The 17,359-nt window shown below is 30.9% G+C and carries 15 protein-coding genes; 5 read left to right on the top strand and 10 right to left on the bottom strand.

Annotated elements, in window-relative coordinates:
- The first annotated feature begins 92 nt into the window (after window positions 1-92).
- Together WA340_RS10240 and WA340_RS10235 are read left to right on the top strand one after the other, a co-directional pair.
- On the top strand, window positions 93-1,736 hold the full coding sequence (locus WA340_RS10240) for an acyl-CoA carboxylase subunit beta (RefSeq protein WP_336128905.1): 1,644 nt from the start codon (window positions 93-95) through the stop codon (window positions 1,734-1,736).
- Between the two features lie 3 nt (window positions 1,737-1,739).
- A complete protein-coding gene (locus WA340_RS10235; protein ID WP_336128903.1) occupies window positions 1,740-3,722 on the top strand; it encodes a DUF3352 domain-containing protein in 1,983 nt (660 codons plus the stop codon).
- Between the two features lie 3 nt (window positions 3,723-3,725).
- Here WA340_RS10235 and WA340_RS10230 read toward each other — a convergent pair whose 3' ends face one another.
- The 6 genes from WA340_RS10230 to WA340_RS10205 form a co-directional block, all read right to left on the bottom strand.
- Window positions 3,726-5,381 carry a SulP family inorganic anion transporter gene (locus tag WA340_RS10230; RefSeq protein ID WP_336128902.1) on the bottom strand — a complete coding sequence of 552 codons (1,656 nt, stop codon included), beginning with the start codon at window positions 5,379-5,381 and terminating at the stop codon, window positions 3,726-3,728.
- Window positions 5,382-5,463: 82 nt separating this feature from the next.
- A complete protein-coding gene (locus tag WA340_RS10225) occupies window positions 5,464-7,569 on the bottom strand; it encodes a YfbK domain-containing protein (RefSeq protein ID WP_336128900.1) in 2,106 nt (701 codons plus the stop codon).
- A gap of 11 nt (window positions 7,570-7,580) precedes the next feature.
- Window positions 7,581-8,231, bottom strand: a complete 651-nt coding sequence (locus WA340_RS10220) for a hypothetical protein (RefSeq protein ID WP_336128898.1) — start codon at window positions 8,229-8,231, stop codon at window positions 7,581-7,583.
- Window positions 8,232-8,324: 93 nt separating this feature from the next.
- Window positions 8,325-9,410 carry an AMP-binding protein gene (locus tag WA340_RS10215; protein WP_336128896.1) on the bottom strand — a complete coding sequence of 362 codons (1,086 nt, stop codon included), beginning with the start codon at window positions 9,408-9,410 and terminating at the stop codon, window positions 8,325-8,327.
- Window positions 9,394-10,377, bottom strand: coding sequence for a CPBP family intramembrane glutamic endopeptidase (locus tag WA340_RS10210; RefSeq protein ID WP_336128894.1), 984 nt, complete (start codon window positions 10,375-10,377; stop codon window positions 9,394-9,396). The genes WA340_RS10215 and WA340_RS10210 overlap by 17 nt, the downstream gene beginning before the upstream one ends.
- Before the next feature lie 3 nt (window positions 10,378-10,380).
- Complete coding sequence (locus WA340_RS10205) at window positions 10,381-11,415, bottom strand: o-succinylbenzoate synthase (RefSeq protein WP_336128893.1); 1,035 nt, start codon at window positions 11,413-11,415, stop codon at window positions 10,381-10,383.
- Between the two features lie 64 nt (window positions 11,416-11,479).
- Here WA340_RS10205 and WA340_RS10200 point away from each other — a divergent pair, with 64 nt between their 5' ends.
- Both WA340_RS10200 and WA340_RS10195 read left to right on the top strand, forming a co-directional pair.
- The gene (locus tag WA340_RS10200) at window positions 11,480-12,385 is read left to right on the top strand and encodes a sterol desaturase family protein (RefSeq protein ID WP_336128892.1); all 906 of its coding nucleotides are present in this window, start codon (window positions 11,480-11,482) and stop codon (window positions 12,383-12,385) included.
- Window positions 12,369-13,160, top strand: coding sequence for an SDR family oxidoreductase (locus WA340_RS10195; protein ID WP_336128890.1), 792 nt, complete (start codon window positions 12,369-12,371; stop codon window positions 13,158-13,160). The genes WA340_RS10200 and WA340_RS10195 overlap by 17 nt, the downstream gene beginning before the upstream one ends.
- Before the next feature lie 4 nt (window positions 13,161-13,164).
- Here the strand turns inward: WA340_RS10195 and WA340_RS10190 are convergent, their stop codons facing one another.
- Genes WA340_RS10190 through WA340_RS10180 form a run of 3 tightly spaced genes read right to left on the bottom strand, consistent with a single transcriptional unit; the run spans window position 13,165 to window position 15,812 of the window.
- Window positions 13,165-14,055: a hypothetical protein gene (locus WA340_RS10190; protein ID WP_336128889.1), complete on the bottom strand. Its 891-nt coding sequence runs from the start codon at window positions 14,053-14,055 to the stop codon at window positions 13,165-13,167.
- A gap of 10 nt (window positions 14,056-14,065) precedes the next feature.
- The gene (menA, locus tag WA340_RS10185) at window positions 14,066-14,971 is read right to left on the bottom strand and encodes a 1,4-dihydroxy-2-naphthoate octaprenyltransferase (protein ID WP_336128888.1); all 906 of its coding nucleotides are present in this window, start codon (window positions 14,969-14,971) and stop codon (window positions 14,066-14,068) included.
- A 1-nt stretch (window position 14,972) separates the two neighbouring features.
- On the bottom strand, window positions 14,973-15,812 hold the full coding sequence (locus WA340_RS10180; protein ID WP_027878857.1) for a 1,4-dihydroxy-2-naphthoyl-CoA synthase: 840 nt from the start codon (window positions 15,810-15,812) through the stop codon (window positions 14,973-14,975).
- A 291-nt stretch (window positions 15,813-16,103) separates the two neighbouring features.
- Between WA340_RS10180 and WA340_RS10175 the strand changes: the two genes are divergently transcribed.
- The gene (locus WA340_RS10175; protein WP_336128886.1) at window positions 16,104-16,535 is read left to right on the top strand and encodes a hypothetical protein; all 432 of its coding nucleotides are present in this window, start codon (window positions 16,104-16,106) and stop codon (window positions 16,533-16,535) included.
- Here the strand turns inward: WA340_RS10175 and WA340_RS10170 are convergent.
- On the bottom strand, window positions 16,522-17,358 hold the full coding sequence (locus WA340_RS10170) for a CvfB family protein (RefSeq protein ID WP_336128884.1): 837 nt from the start codon (window positions 17,356-17,358) through the stop codon (window positions 16,522-16,524). The two genes, WA340_RS10175 and WA340_RS10170, sit on opposite strands and share 14 nt — an antisense overlap.
- Window position 17,359: the final 1 nt, after the last annotated feature.

Genomic DNA, 17,359 nt, shown 5'->3' with positions numbered 1-17,359 from the left:
CAATGGTAACATTTTATGAATTAATTAACGTATTACATTTTTTGTATTAAAAAGCATTTACTTTTTGTAAATTCGTGAAAAAATGACATTCTATGGATTTAAACTTCAATAAAAACGAAGATCACAATAAATTATTAGTCTCAGAACTAAAGAAAAAATTAGCTAAAGTAAAGCTTGGTGGCGGAGAAAAGCGTATTGCTAAACATCATGAAAAAGGTAAACTTACAGCAAGAGAACGTATTGATTATCTTTTAGATAGTAAAAGAAAATCTATTGAAATTGGAGCATTTGCAGGAGAAGACATGTACGAAGAACATGGTGGTTGTCCTTCTGGTGGCGTTGTTGTAAAAATAGGTTACATAAGTGGTAAACAATGTATTGTTGTTGCTAACGATGCTACAGTTAAAGCTGGTGCATGGTTCCCGATTACAGGAAAGAAAAACTTACGTGCGCAAGAAATTGCTATAGAAAACCGATTACCAATTATCTACCTTGTAGATTCTGCTGGTGTTTATTTACCAATGCAAGACGAAATTTTCCCAGATAAAGAACATTTTGGACGCATCTTTAGAAACAACGCGGTAATGAGTAGTATGGGAATTACACAAATTGCTGCTGTTATGGGAAGTTGTGTTGCTGGTGGCGCTTACTTACCTATTATGAGTGATGAAGCTTTAATTGTAGACAAAACCGGAAGTATATTTCTTGCTGGTAGTTATTTAGTAAAAGCTGCAATTGGCGAAAGTATAGATAACGAAACTCTTGGCGGCGCAACTACGCATTGCGAAATTAGTGGCGTTACAGACTATAAAGCTGCAGACGATAAAGATGCTTTAGATAAAATTAAGCGAATTGTAGATAAAATTGGCGATTATGATAAAGCTGGTTATAATCGTATAGATGCTAAAAAACCTAAAGATAATCCAGAAGATATTTATGGGATTTTACCAAGATCTCGCGCCGATCAATATGATATGAAAGAAATTATCAAACGATTAGTAGATAATTCTGAATTTGATGAATATAAAGAAGGTTACGGACAAACCATTATAACTGCCTACGCGCGTATTGATGGTTGGGCTGTAGGTATTGTAGCCAACCAACGTACATTGGTAAAAACTAAAGGCTCTAAAACCAAACCAACCGAAATGCAATTTGGTGGAGTAATCTATAATGATAGCGCAGATAAAGCAACCAGATTTATTGCTAATTGTAACCAGAAAAAAATTCCGTTAGTGTTTTTACAAGATGTTACCGGTTTTATGGTTGGTAGCAAAAGTGAACATGGCGGTATCATAAAAGATGGTGCCAAAATGGTTAATGCAGTTAGTAACAGCGTTGTTCCAAAATTTACAATTGTAGTTGGTAATAGTTATGGTGCTGGTAACTACGCTATGTGCGGAAAAGCTTATGACCCTACTTTAATAGCTGCTTGGCCAAGTGCAGAGTTAGCAGTTATGAGTGGTAATAGTGCTGCAAAAGTTTTATTACAAATAGAAACTGCTTCTTTAAAGAAAAAAGGTGAAGACATTACTAAAGAAAAAGAAGAAGAATTATTTAATAAAATAAAAGCGAGATACGACAATCAAGTATCACCTTATTACGCTGCAGCACGTATTTGGACAGATGCAGTTATAGATCCGTTAGATACAAGAACATGGATAAGTATGGGTATAGAAGCAGCTAACCACTCGCCTATCGAAAAACCTTTTAATATGGGTGTTTTACAAGTGTAATTAATGAAAAAACGCCCCATTTTATCTGCTTTAGGAGTATTGTTTATAGCTTTTTGTTTGTATCAAGTTTATGTGTTTTACTTTGCTACAAACGATAACATTCAATCCATATATTTAGTACCAAAAGATGCGGTTTATGTTATCAAAACCGATCAACCTGTAGATAATTGGGCTACCATTAGTGAAAGTGAAATTTGGCAACATCTAAACACTAACGACTATTTTAATACGCTTGCTAAAAATCTAAATAAACTCGATTCTATTTTTAAAGAAAAAGAATCGGTTTTTAATCGTATTGGTAACAGAGATGTTTTAGTTTCTGCTCACGTGTATGCGCCAAAAAAATATGGCTTTTTTTATGTAGTCGACCTACAAAAACTATCTCGGTTAAATGTATTAAAGTCGCATTTAAATACTGTTGTAAACAACAATTACAAAGTGAGTAAACGAGATTATAAAACTCATGAAATCACTGAAGTTTACGATAACAAAACACACGAAACGCTATACATAAGTTTTATTAAAAATCAAATGATTGCGTCCTACGTGCACACGTTAGTAGAAGCCTCTATTGATCAATATTTAGAACCAGAAATTGGTAGGAATCTTAATTTTTTAGAGGTTAAAAAAGAAGTCGACGGTGATGATATGTTTCGTCTATATTTTCAATATGATTATTTAGATGAATTTGTCAAAGTATTCTCCAATAAACCAAACACACTAACCACATCAATTAGTAAAAGTTTAGCGTTTAGTGGCTTTAGTTTCGATTTAAATAAAAATATCATTACCGCAAATGGAATTACAAATGTTAATCCAAATGCTGGTATCTACCTTAAAGCCTTACAAAAATCAGGTAAAGGCGGACGTAGTATTACCGAAATAGCACCAAAACAAACCGCGTTATATCTTAGCTTTGGTTTCAGTCGTTTTTCTGAATTTTATGAAAATTTTGAGACGCTTCAAAAAGAAAATCCAGAACAATTTAAATCTTATAGCAAAGGTATCGAGCAAGTCGAAAGTTTCCTTAAAATAAATATAAAAAGACACTTTATAAATTGGGTTGATGACGAAGTGGCTTTGCTTCAATTACATTCGTCGGTTTCGCAATCTAAACAAGATGTCGCTTTAGTTTTAAAAGCAAAACATAAAGATGATGCTAAAGAAAATTTGGGTTTTGTTTTAGAACAAATTAGAAAACGAAGTCCTGTAAAATTCAAAGAAATAAACTACAAAGGTTACGCTATTAATTTCATGCAAATTAAAGGCTTTTTTAAACTGTTTTTAGGCGGATTATTTGAAGATATTGAAAAGCCTTACTTCACTATAATTGATGATTATGTGGTGTTTAGCAATCATCCAAACACGCTTAAAAGTATTATAAACACTTACATTGACAAAGAAACGCTTACTAATTTTGAAGCTTTTAAAGATTTTGAAGATAGATTTGAAAATAGATCAAGTGTTTTTGCCTACATTAACACGCCAAGTTTATATAATTCGGCTTACCAATTTGTAGATAATGATACCAAAAAACAACTAAAAGCTAACAAAGATTACTTTATTTGTTTTCCTCAAATTGGATTACAATTAACACCAGAAAACAAGTTTTTTAGCAGTAAAATTGTTATGCAATACAATGATTTAGAATCTGTTAAAAACAATTTCACCTTTAAAGAAGAAAAGCAATATACTTCATCTTATTCTATAGAAATTACCAAAGAAAATTTAGATAAAAACACAGTATTTAATGTTGCTGAATTATATCCAACAGACTTAACTGCAAAAACATCCACCAAAAACTACGCTAACGGAAAACCTCATATTATAGTCGAACTTAAGGACGGTTTAAAACACGGTAAATACCAAGAATTTTATCCAAATGGTATTTTAAAAATTAGCGGTAAATACCGTAAAGACAAACCAATTGGACTTTGGAAAGCCTATAACCTAAACGAAGATTTGGTATACAAAGACAGACTGTAACTGCTATAATTTAAAATGTGTTCTTAAATACGCGTAAGCATCTTCTATAGTTTCAAAAATATGTTCTTCAGATATTAAATCTGGTACAATATCTATAGATATTAATTTGTCTTTTGGTTGTTCTTGTACAGCTGTTAAAAGTACTTGTATACCACGTTGTTCTAATTCTAACACTGCATTTTCTAAAGCATATAAACCAGATTGATCAATGTATGGTACACGATCTAATCTAATAATTAACGCCTTTACTTGCTCTGGAATGTTTGCGATTTCATCTTGAAAATGAGAGGTAAATCCAAAAAATAACGGTCCGTAAAGGTGTTTAATGTATACTTTGTCCTTATGCGCTTCGTAAAATTCTTTTTCGTCTTGCCAAGGTTTTTCACCATCAAAACCAGCCAAAGTACCAACTTCCATGCCTTTTTCACCTATGTCACTAGCGCGTTTCATAAATAATAAAGAGGCTAATAATAACCCAATTCCTACTGCTTGTATTAAACTACCGAATGTTGTAATTAATAAAACAATTATTAAAACTACAGCATCTGCTCTTGGTACAACTAGTAAATGTTTTAAGCCTTTAACATCAATAATTTTAAACGCAATTGGAATTAATAATCCAGCTAAAACCGATAACGGAATAAATGCTGCTAACTTACCTAAACCTAATAAAACCGCTAATAAAAACAAACCGTGTGTTGCGCCAGATAATCTTGTACGTCCGCCAGAATTTATGTTTATCACTGTTCCTTTGGTTGCGCCAGCACCAGGAATACCACCAAAAATTGCAGCAATTGAGTTACCAATTCCTTGACCAATTAATTCGCGATTACTATTGTGTTTTGTTTTGGTCATATTATCTGCAATAACTGAAGTTAATAACGAATCTATCGAGCCTAAAACAGCTAAAACGAGAGCGTATTCTAACACTAAAGCGTAAGCACTGGCATCTATTGAAAATAGTCCAGAAACTTGTAAACTTGGTAAACCTGAAGGAATTTCGCCAATAATTGGTACGTCCCATTTTAACAAAAATGATAATACAGATGAAAAAATTAAAGCAACCAAAGCACTAGGAATCGCTTTTGTTATATACGGAAAAACAAAATAAACAATAATTGTTATGACACCTAAAACTAAAGCTTGCCAGTTAAAATCTGAAAACAGTCTAGGTAAATCCTGCATCACTAACCATGTAGATTTAGCCGAACTTAATCCTACAAATGGAAACAACTGAAGGATAATTATTATTAATCCTACGCCACTCATAAATCCAGAAACTACGGGATAAGGAAAGTATTTAACGTAACCTGCAATGTTTAAAAACCCAAAAACAATCTGAAAAATTCCACCTAATAAAAACGTAAGAATTATGATTGGCATTGCAGCTTCCAAACTACCGGTAATTTCTATGGAAGCAGCAACTAATGCTGCAGAAACAACCGTCATTGGACCAGTTGGTCCACTTGCTTGTGTTGCTGTACCACCAAAAATAGCAGCAAAAATACCAACCGCTATTGCGCCATAAAGTCCTGCAATTGCACCTAAACCAGATTGTACACCAAATGCTAATGCTAAAGGTAAAGCAACTACACCAGCTACTAATCCGCCAGTTAAATCTCCTTTTAAGTTTTTAAAATCGTAAAATTTAGAACTCATAGATTGTATTTTAAGTTAGACCGTAAAAATAAATGATTAAAAATTAAAAATACAATCTAGTTCTAAATTCATTAACAATTAATTAAAATGTTTGTGTTTTTGCGAGTCTAATAAATTCTGCACGATAACCGTTTTTATCTTCTCCTCTTCCCTTTTCTGCTAATTGTATCACTAAATCTTGAGATGCGTTATTATAAAACTGAGATTGTCTTAATTGCATACCAAATAAAGCAACTGCGCTAGCAAAATTCATGTTTTCGGAAGCTTCTGTTGTTTCATCTTTTTGAACATGAACCATTTCTATGCTCGTATCTTCGTCTGGTTTTTTGTATCTGAATTTTACTGTAAACAACTCATCAGAATAATTGTTATTTGCTTTTTTGTCTGTGTATTTTAAATCTATTTCATCTTTAATAAATTCGCTTTTTACACCAACAGGAATCACTTCATAAAGTGCTGTTACGGTATGTCCTGCACCTAATTCGCCAGCATCTTTAGTATCATCAATAAAATCTTCGTCTGCTAACAATCTATTTTCGTAACCAATTAATCGGTAAGCTTGTACTTTATTTGGGTTAAATTCTACTTGTAATTTTACATCTTTTGCAATGGTAAATAACGTTCCGCCAAATTCACTTTCAAAAATACGTCTAGCTTCTTGCATTGTATCTATGTAAGCGTGATTACCGTTACCTTTATCGGCTAAAGTTTCTAATTTAGAATCTTTGTAATTTCCATAACCAAAACCTAAAACCGAAAGAAATACGCCAGATTTACGTTTTTCAGTAATTAAATCTTCCATATCTTGATCTGAAGATGCGCCAACATTGAAATCACCATCGGTTGCTAAAATCACTCTGTTATTGCCTTTTTTATTAAAGTTTTCTTGTGCTAATTTGTATGCTAATTGTATACCTGCGCCACCAGCTGTAGAACCGCCGGATTCTAAATTATCTAAAGCCTCAATAATTATATCTTTATGTTTACCAGATGTTGGTTTTAAAACAACTCCTGCTGCTCCTGCATAAACCACGATAGATACTTTGTCTTTTTCTCTAAGCTGATTTACTAATAATTTAAATGCTTGTTTTAATAATCCTAGCTTATTTGGACTTCCCATAGAACCAGATACATCAATTAAAAATGTAAGATTGGCTGCTGGTAAATTTTCATTTTCATAAATTTTACCTTGTAATCCAATTTTAACCAATTTTGTGTCTTGATTCCATGGTGTTTTTGCGACTTCTGTATGGATAGAAAATGGATGCTCGTCTTTTGGTTGCGGATAATTATAATTGAAATAATTAACCATTTCTTCAATTTTCACAGCATTTGCTGGTACAAATTGACCGTTATTAATTAAGCGTCTTACATTGCTATAACCTGCTTTATCTACATCTATTGAAAATGTTGATAATGGTGATGCACTTACAGTTTTAAACTTGTTCTCGTGAATTTTTGTGTAAGATTCGTTTTCAATACTTTCTATATCTGGTAGTACATAATTGCTATTTTTAGTTTTTACAAAAACCACTCCGTATTTTCCTTTGTCTCCATAAAGTGCTTGTCCAACAAAATTTTTAGCAACTTTAACTTCTGATACTTTTCTTGCTTTAATAGTATTTAAATCGTCTTTGCTAGAAATTTTTCCGTCAATTATGTATAAAGGTTCGTTATCATTAATTGAATTATAGCCTCTAATTCTAATATTAGCTGTATTACCAGGTTGTCCAGAAGAATTTATTACAGCTACACCTGCTACTTGACCGGTTAAAGCTTGAGTGACATTAGAATGTTCTTGCTGTTTGTTACTTACTAATTGACTAGCATTTTTTATTCTTTCTTTTTTTACACGATGTCTAGTTGTACCATAACCAACTACGATAACTTCGTCTAAATTATTATCTGGTACCATACTAACATTTATTGTATTAGAAGATCCTACTGTAACTTCTTTTGTATTGTAACCAACGTAACTAAATACTAATAAATCTCCAAGTTGTGCTTTTATAGTGTATTTTCCGTCAAAATCGGTTTGAATGCCATTTGATGTTCCTTTAACTAAAACGGTTGCAGATGGTAATGGTAACCCATTCTCATCAGAGACAACACCGCTTATTACTTTTTCTTGTGCTTGTATTTGTACTATTGTAAAAAGTACTAAAATTGATTTTAAAAATAGTTTCATAATTGATGGTTTTATTTTTTAATAACTTCGATTAATTCTGGTAGTAATGAAATAGCTGTTAAAAGCACGATACTATTATCCTTAGTTTTTGCTCCGTTTGCTTTTAAGGTTTCAACAATTTCTTCTGTTTCACTAGTTTCTACTTTAGCATCTGGATTTCTTACCATAACTAAAATATTATGAGATTCTGTGTTGAAATTTGAGTTTGCATGAGAATAAGCGTCTTCAATTCCATCATCATACTCTTCGATTATATTCTTTTTTACATCACTTAATGCATGAAGAATTTTTTTAAGTGATTTTGGTGATTGGTTGTCTAATAATAATCCGTTTTGACCAGAATAAACGACTATTGAAAGCTTATCTTCTTTACTTAATCTATTTGATAAAAATTTAAAGGCTTGCTTTAATATAATTTCATCTTCATCAGAAAAATTTGAAGTCGTTGTTTCTAATAAAAAAGTGACTTGATAGTTTAATTGGATTTGTTCTTCTTCATAATCTTCGTCATCTTCGTTATTATTTTCTGATTGCAAAGGAAAATTGTCTGCTACAAATGAAATTAGATTATCAAGTTTTAAAGATTTAGTTGTGAGCGTTGTTTCTTGTGCATTAATGACCGTTAAAAACAGAAATAATACTAATGATAGAATTGTTTTCATAATCCTTGGTTTTAAAGTTTAAAACTAAACTATAATCAAACCAATACTTATAAAACTACTATTGAGTAAAGTGTGTTTTTTGTTGAGTGAAGTCTACTTTTGAAGTAGTTGTAATGTTTTACCTCTGTTTATTTTTCCTGAAGATGTTTCTATAAATTTATCTACAGTGTAGATATTTTTAGGCACTTCTAACTTAGATAAATCTTTTAAATCTGAAGATTTTAAGTTGAAATCTTTATCTTCTACAACAAGTATAACTTGCTCTCCAAACTTATCATTATTTTCTTTTGAAATAAAAAATCGTGAAGCTATTTGAGACTGTAATTTGGCTTCAATTTGTTCTGGAAACAGTTTTACTCCACCAGAATTAATCACATTGTCTTTGCGTCCTAACCATTCAAAGCTAGTTGCAGAATGTAATTTTACAACATCGTTTGTTTCTATTGTTTCCTCTAAAATATTTGGTGCATCAATAACTAAACATTGCGATTTGTTTTGCGATATTTTGATATTTGGTAAGGTCTCAAAATAAGACGCTTCAACAGTATTATAATCCTTATCTGTATTGAAGTTATTTAGCTTTTTTACAGCAACGTGAGTAATGGTTTCGGTCATTCCATAAGTTTCATAAGCATTCACTTTTAAATTTTGAAGCTTTTCTTTTAATTGATAATTTACCGAAGCGCCACCAATTATTAACGTGTTAATATGATCTAATCTTTGTATTGCTTTTTGTACTTGAATAGGTATCATTGCACAAAAATCGTAGTGCACTTCGTTATCAAAAACTGGATTTGTTTTTGGTTCGATTACTTCAATTTCTAAACCTAAAATTAGTGCACGGACTAACATCATTTTTCCTGCTATATAATTTGCAGGAAGACACATTAAGGCTGTATTACCTGGTTCTAACCCAAAATAATCTCCTGTAGCTATCGCAGAGTTAACCATAGCTTGCTTACTTAAACTAATGGTTTTTGGCTGACCTGTAGATCCTGAAGTTTTTACATCGATAAACTCGCTATCATCTTGCCAATGATTTAAAAAGTCTCCTATTTGCTTTTCAAAATCTAAGCCTTCTTTAATAAAACTATAAGCGACTTCTTTTAAATCTTCAAAATTGTAATGAGTACCGTTTAATTTAAAACGATTATGAATGTTTTTATACGTTGGTGTCATTTCCAATATCTGTAGTTATATCTAATTCTGGAGCTTCAACTTTACCAAATAGTCTTTCGTTCCAGTTATTCCATTTATACATTTTAGAAAAAATAAATAATAGAATTGGGAACACTATAAACACCGGAACAAAGATTTCTCCTAAAGCCATTTCACCAGGTTCTGAAATGTCTTTTAAAATAGAATCTGTTTGTAAAGCTGTCCAATCTGCAGTTACCAGTAATGCTGTAAACAAGTTATTTGCTGCGTGAAAACCAAGTGCAAGCTCCATACCTTCGTCCATTAAAGTTATGATTCCTAAGAAAAACCCTGTACCTATATAATATACCATAATAACATAACCTAGTTTTTCTACTTCTGGATTAGCAATGTGCATTACACCGAAAATTACTGAAGTAATTACAAGTGGTAACCATCTATTTCTTGCAACAACACCAATACCTTGCATTAAATAGCCTCTAAATAAATATTCTTCAAAACTGGTTTGAAATGGTAGCAACACGATACCGATAACTGCTAAAACTAAGAATTTTTGTAAATCGAAATTCCACACATAATCTTCTGGTGTTAATTGATAATCTAAAATCACCATAGCAGATGATATAATTCCCCAAAAGAAAAACGAAAAGAATACACGCTTCCAATCTACTTTTGCTCTAGCTGTTGTTAATGAAGTAAAGGATTGTTTATGAATAAATTTAACAACTAAAAATAAACTTATAAGACCAATTAAAAACGAGATTAACATTAATACCAAAAAGCTATTTTGACCTAAAAGATCTACCAACCCTGCTATATCTGTAGGCGTATTATTTAAATTGCCTCCTTGTTTAACGACTGCTAATACTAAAGCAATCATTAAAGGTATAGCGCCAACAAACTGCCAAGCAACTAGTATTATTAATAATCCAACAATATAACGCCATACATCATGCTTAGCGTAAAAGGCTTGTTTTATATAATCCATAGGTTAAAAATTAAAATCCCAATTTAAATTTGTATTGTATTGCAATGTACCATTTTTTACTGTTAATGGTGAAGAAATATTGTTGGTAAATAAGCTACCTGTACCTAAACCTTGAGGCATTGTGACTTCTTTTAAATAGGTGTATTGTGCAATAGCGTTAAGTCCAACGTTACTTTCTAAAGCACTGGTAATCCACCAGCCAATATTTTGTTTTTCGGCAAGGGTAATCCATGTGTTGCTACCTTTAAAACCGCCTATAAAACTTGGTTTTAAGATGATATATTGTGGATTGATAGTGCTTAATAATTCTTGCTTATTTTCTTCATTAAAAACACCTATTAATTCTTCATCTAAAGCTATCGCCAAAGGTGTTTTTTCACAAAGTTTTGCCATGTCTTCCCATTGTTTTGGTTTTATTGGCTGCTCAATAGAATGTAATTTATAGTCAGATAAGCGTTTAAGTTTTTCTAAAGCAGAATCAATATTAAAAGCTCCATTAGCATCTACTCTTATTTCTATATCGCTTTCGCTGAAATTTTGCCTAATCCCTTTTAAAATATCAAGTTCTGTTTGAAAATCTATAGCGCCAATTTTCAACTTTATACAATCAAAACCATCTGCTATTTTTTGTTGGATTTGTTGATTCATAAAAGACTTATCTCCCATCCAAATTAATCCGTTGATCGGAATAGAGTCATTACCTTTTGAAAAATTAGATGGAAACAAGATAAAAGGGTCTTTAGCTTCTAAGCTTTTAAAAGCCATTTCTAATCCAATTTGAATGCTAGGAAATTCTTCATTTTCAGCATAAAGAACATCTAAACCTTTTTCAATATTATTGCAAGTGTATTGTAATTGTGCTTCGTAATCTGGTCTATCGTCTGTACTTAAGCCTCTTAAAATTCCGCATTCTCCAATACCTCTTTTATCTTCATTTTCAATGATTATAAACCAAGTTTCTTTGGTTTTTAATATACCTCTAGATGTACCGCTAGGCACTTTAAAGTTTAAAATATGTTTTTTGTAGGTTGCTTTCATAAAGTTAGTTTCAAAAATAGGTAATTATTTTTGTATTTTTAGTGCATATATAACCCAAATTATAATGCATCAATTTCCTAATATTATACTATATGCTATTCCTTTTTTTATAATAGCTATGGTTGTAGAAGTGGTCTATACTGTTAGATTAAATTTAAAATCTTATCAAACTAAAGACTCTGTAACGTCTTTAAGTATGGGCATTGGCAATGTCTTACTTGGGTTTATAAGTAAAGCTATTGTTATAGCAGCCTTTTATTTTGTGTATGATAATTTTAGATTTTTTACAATTCCTGTAACTTGGTGGAGTTTTGTTTTAATCTTTTTTGCTGACGATTTTAGTTATTACTGGTTTCATAGGATATCTCATCAATGTCGTTTATTTTGGGCTTCGCATGTTGTTCATCATTCTTCTCAACATTATAACCTAAGTACAGCTTTAAGGCAAACGTGGTCTGGTGGTTTTTACACCTTTATTTTTTGGTTATGGTTACCTCTAGTTGGATTTCATCCTGGTATGATTTTACTTCAAATGTCAATAAGTTTACTGTATCAATTTTGGATACATACAGAAGCTATTAACAAAATGCCTAAATGGTTTGAAGCTATATTTAATACACCATCGCATCATAGAGTACATCATGGAAGCAATCCTATTTATTTAGACAGAAACCATGCTGGTATTTTAATTATTTGGGATAAACTTTTTGGAACATTTCAAGAAGAATTAGATGATGAAAAGGTGATCTATGGATTAGTTAGCAACATTAAAACTTATAATCCTGTAAAAGTTGCTTTTATAGAATGGTTTTTTATGTTTAAAGATACTTTTAAACATAAAATTTCTTTAAAAAATAGAATTAATTATCTAATAAAACCACCAGGTTGGAAACATGATGGTACAGGAAAACTAAGCGATGATTTAAGAAATGAATGGTTAAAAAATAGACAGAATGAACTTCAACAATAAAGTTGTTTGGATAACTGGTGCCTCTAGTGGAATAGGAAAAGGTCTTGTTGAACATTTATCTAATATGGATTGTAAGTTAATTATTTCTGCAAGAAATAAAGCCAAATTAGAAGCTATAAAACTAACCTGTAAAACGCCTGAAAATGTAGCTGTTATTCCTTTTGATTTAGCCGAAATTAATAACATGAAAACTGTTGTTGAAACCGCAGTTAACTGCTTTGGAAATATTGATATTTTAATTAATAATGGTGGTATTAGTCAACGATCATTAATTATGGATACAGATATTAGTGTAGACAAAAAATTGATAGACGTTGATTATTTAGGTACTGTTGCTTTAAGTAAAGCTTTACTACCACATTTTATCAAAAATAAAAATGGGCATTTTGCAGTGGTTACAAGTCTGATGGGTAAATTTAGTTCTCCTTACAGATCTGGATATTGTGGCGCAAAACATGCTTTACACGGTTTTTTTGATGCTTTACGTATGGAACATCAAAAAGACAATATAAAAGTAACTATTGTTTGTCCTGGTTTTGTCAATACTAATATTGCAAAAAATGCTTTAATAGGTGATGGAAGTTTACAAAATAAACAAGATCAAGCAACTGAAAAAGGATTAACAGTTTCTGAATTCAGTAAACGTATGATTAAAGCGATACAAAAGGAAAAATTTGAAGTATATATTGGTAAAAAGGAAATTTTTGGAGTTTATTTAAAACGATTTTTCCCTAAACTATTACACCGTTTAGTTATTAAAAGTGATGTCAGGTAAATAGTTATTCTTGAGTTTCTATATTAATTTCTGTTAAGATTCTTATTTCTTTTTCTGAATATAAATCTTTAACAACAGATTTTAATTTACAAGGATTAGACAAGTAACCTTCTGTAAAACTAAAATTTACATAAAATTTTTCTTTTATATCATTGTAAGATACTCCTTTAGTTTCACTAACATTAAACAAATTACTGCTTGATAAGATTTCCTCTTTATCATTATCAATAATATCTAAAGAAAACATTGGATATACAAGACTGTCCTTAACTGATAATCCATCTAAACCTTCAATAAATAATAAATACTCTTTACCAAATTTAAAATTATCTTTGCTTGTCAATACTTGCTCTTTGCTTTGGTCCCATAAATAAACATTAGAATATTCTAGCCCTTCAGTCTTTACCCTTAAAAGGTCATTTTCTTTAACCGTAAAAGGCATTTCTAGATTGTAAGTGCCATTACCTTTTGTATCCCATATATCTACAAAAACTTTATATGTCTCATTTTTAGAATAAGGTAATCCTGCAGTTATATGAGCTTGTAATTGCAATGGTTTTAAGTCTGTACCATTAACAGATATATCTTTAATCGTATTTGGAATATTTAAAACTGTATCCTTTTGGTTTTTAACAACATAAATTGACATAGCAGGATATGCTTTCTCTTCGACCACTTTAAATCCTGATATATTATCAAAAACAAACTTTATTTTTTCTCCGTAAATAATTTCATTTCTATTATCCTTTTCATCATTAATAGTCATATAAACATCGTTACATGTAAGACCTTTTCCTCTGGTGTAGGTATCAGTGTTAAAGTCTTTATTTACTGACTGATTGAATTGGCAGCTACTAAGTAACAATGCTAAGAAAATAAGTTTTAATAATTTCATTTAAAGTAGTTTATAATAAATAACCTATACCTAACAGCACACTAAATAAAACTGTTGAAAGAGCAAGTTTTTTTAATTCAGGATCAAAGTCTTTTGGATTTAACACCTTATTTACCTTAGACAAATGTATAAGTAATGGTATGTAAGAAATGATAAATAATAAACTAAAAGGTGAAGAAGTATAATATAAAACACTAAAAACGAGAGCACAAATCATAGCGCCTCCAACTAAAAAGTAATGGTAGTTTTTTGCTTTTTCTTTACCTAATTTGACCGCTAATGTAATTTTATTTGATTTTGTATCAGAGATTATATCTCTCATATTATTAAGATTTAATACTGCTGTACTTAACATACCAACACTAATAGCTGGTAAAATTACTACATGGTCTATCTGCTTTGCATAAAGCACATAACAACCTATAACACTTACTAAACCAAAAAATATAAATACGTAAATATCTCCTTTTCCTCGATAGCCATACGCTGACTTACCAACAGTATATTTAACAGCAGCTCTAACTGCCAGTCCTGCTAAACCAAAAAAAAGTAAAGCTAATAGAAGATTATCCGATCCAAAAGAATAATAGACCAATCCCACAATTAAAACTATAGATATTAATATGTTTATTCTTATTGCATTAAACATTTCTTCCTTAGTGATAGCACCGCTTTGTAATGCTCTTTGTGGTCCAATACGATCATCATTATCAGTGCCTTTTACACCATCTCCATAATCGTTAGCTAAATTGGATAGGATTTGATAACTAAGTGTTGTTAAAATAGCTAATACAAATATTTTTATATCAAAAACACCATTATATTCTGCAAAACAAGACGCTATAATTATTCCTGATATTGATAATGGTAGCGTACGCAAGCGCATTGCAGATATCCATTTTAAAGTGTTTTTCATCTTAAGGAATCCATTTTTTAGGGAAATTAGGCTTACGTTTTTCCAAAAAGGCATCACGACCTTCTTTTGCTTCGTCAGTCATATAAGCTAAACGTGTTGCTTCACCTGCAAAAACTTGTTGTCCAACCATACCATCGTCTGTTAAGTTCATTGCAAACTTTAGCATTTTGATAGATGTTGGCGATTTAGCTAAGATTTCTTGTGCCCATTCGTAAGCAGTGTCCTCTAAATCTGCATGTGGTATAACTGCATTTACCATTCCCATTTCATATGCTTCTTGTGCCGAATAATTTCTTCCTAAAAAGAAAATTTCGCGTGCTTTTTTTTGTCCTACCATTTTTGCCAAATATGCAGATCCATAACCACCATCAAAACTAGTAACATCAGCATCGGTTTGTTTAAAAATGGCATGTTCTTTACTTGCCAAAGTAAGGTCGCAAACTACGTGCAAACTGTGTCCGCCACCAACAGCCCATCCTGGGACTACAGCTATTACAGCTTTTGGCATAAATCTAATTAAACGTTGTACCTCTAAAATATTTAACCTATGGTAACCATCTTCTCCTACATAACCTTGATGTCCTCTAGCTTTTTGATCGCCACCGGAGCAAAAACTGTAAATTCCATCTTTAGAAGATGGTCCTTCTGCAGATAAAAGAACTACACCTATTGATGTGTCTTCATTTGCATCATAAAAAGCGTCGTATAATTCTTTTGTTGTTTGCGGTCTAAACGCGTTACGTACATCTGGTCTGTTAAATGCAATACGTGCAACACCATTACATTTTCTATAAGTTATATCTTGATATTCTTTGGCTGTTTCCCAATTAATTTGGCTCATGATGTTATTTTTTATAATGTAAAAATAAGTAATTATATAATTTTAGTGTGTTTTACCAAGAAATAACTTGTAAGTAATTTGCTTAATTCTTACAAATCTAAAACGTTTTAGGTGTTAAATAAACTAATTTTCAAACAGTTATAGACACATAATTTATTCTTCATTTTAATTTTGTTTGTCGTTATAAAAGTGAATTTTATCGAAAGTTTATTTTAAGTGACCCTGAATTTAAGGTTTTAATTACCAATGAAATATTTTTGATTCGTAAAGAATTTAACGCTATTAATTTTTATGAAAGTTGAAAACACAAACTTAGCCAATCAAATAAAAGATGTTTATGTATCTGATAGTGGTATCTTTTATTTTTTAGACGGAATTATAATTTCTGAAATTAATGAAGGTGTTACCTATACATGGGACGAAGCCCAAGAAATTATACATGAAGCTTTAAAACATTATCCTTCTGGAAAACAGATTTGTTACATATCTAATAGAGTTAACAAATACTCTGTTAAACCACAAGATTGGTTAAAATTTCAAAAAGCAAATTTAAAATTAAATGGTTATGCTATAGTTACAGAATTTGAAAGTAGTTGGCAAAGTGCTTTAATGGAAAAATTTTTCTTTAGGTTTAAGATGGAAAGATTTAATGATTTATATGAAGCTATAAATTGGTGTAGATTAAGAAACCAAAGTAAGTATAGACAGTTTAATGTTGGTTAAGATATATACCATCTTCTTTAATTAATATTAGTTTTTGCTTATAAAGTGTTCCTATTGCCTTTTTAAAGCTTTTTTTACTCATCTCTAAAGCATCTTTAATATCTTCTGGATTAGATTTATCATTATAAGGTAAAAAACCAGAGTTATCTTTTAATTCTTCTAAAATTTTGTCTGCATTAGGCTCTATACTTCTGTAACCTATTTGACCTAAAGCTATATCTAATTTATTACCTGGTCTAATTTTTTTAACTATTCCTTTTAGTTTGTCTCCTACGCTTATATCTTGATAAATATTGTCTTTATAAATTAATCCTGAGTGTATATTATTTACAATAACATTCATACCAATATCACTCGGATGTGATGCTATTAAATCTACTTCTTCAAACTGTTCTACCGTTAGATTAGTATTATCTAAAAACCTATTGGTTTTACTTGAAGCTACTAGACGTTCTGTTTTTTCATCTATATAACACCTTACTAAATACCAACCTCCTTTTTTCATCGGGAAAGCTTGTTCTTTAAACGGACAGAATAATTCTTTTACTAAACCAAAGTCTAAAAAAGCACCATATTTAGAAACCTCATTACAACGTAGCATTGCAAACTCTCCGTTTTTAATGTAAGGTTTTGTTGTTGTTGCTATGATACGTTCTTCATTATCTAGATAAACAAATACTTCAATCTTATCTCCTATTTCAAAGTGTTCTGGTACGTATCTGTTTGGCAACAATACTTCGTTACCTTCACTATCACCAAGAAATAATCCTGGTTGTGTGTCTCTTAAAATTTCAAGTGTATTATATTCTCCTATTTGTATCATT

The sequence above is a fragment of the Mesoflavibacter sp. CH_XMU1422-2 genome, from assembly GCF_037029245.1.
GTDB lineage: Bacteria > Bacteroidota > Bacteroidia > Flavobacteriales > Flavobacteriaceae > Mesoflavibacter > Mesoflavibacter zeaxanthinifaciens.
The sequence above is the reverse complement of the archived record's forward strand: the minus strand, read 5'-3'. Positions and strand labels throughout refer to the sequence as shown.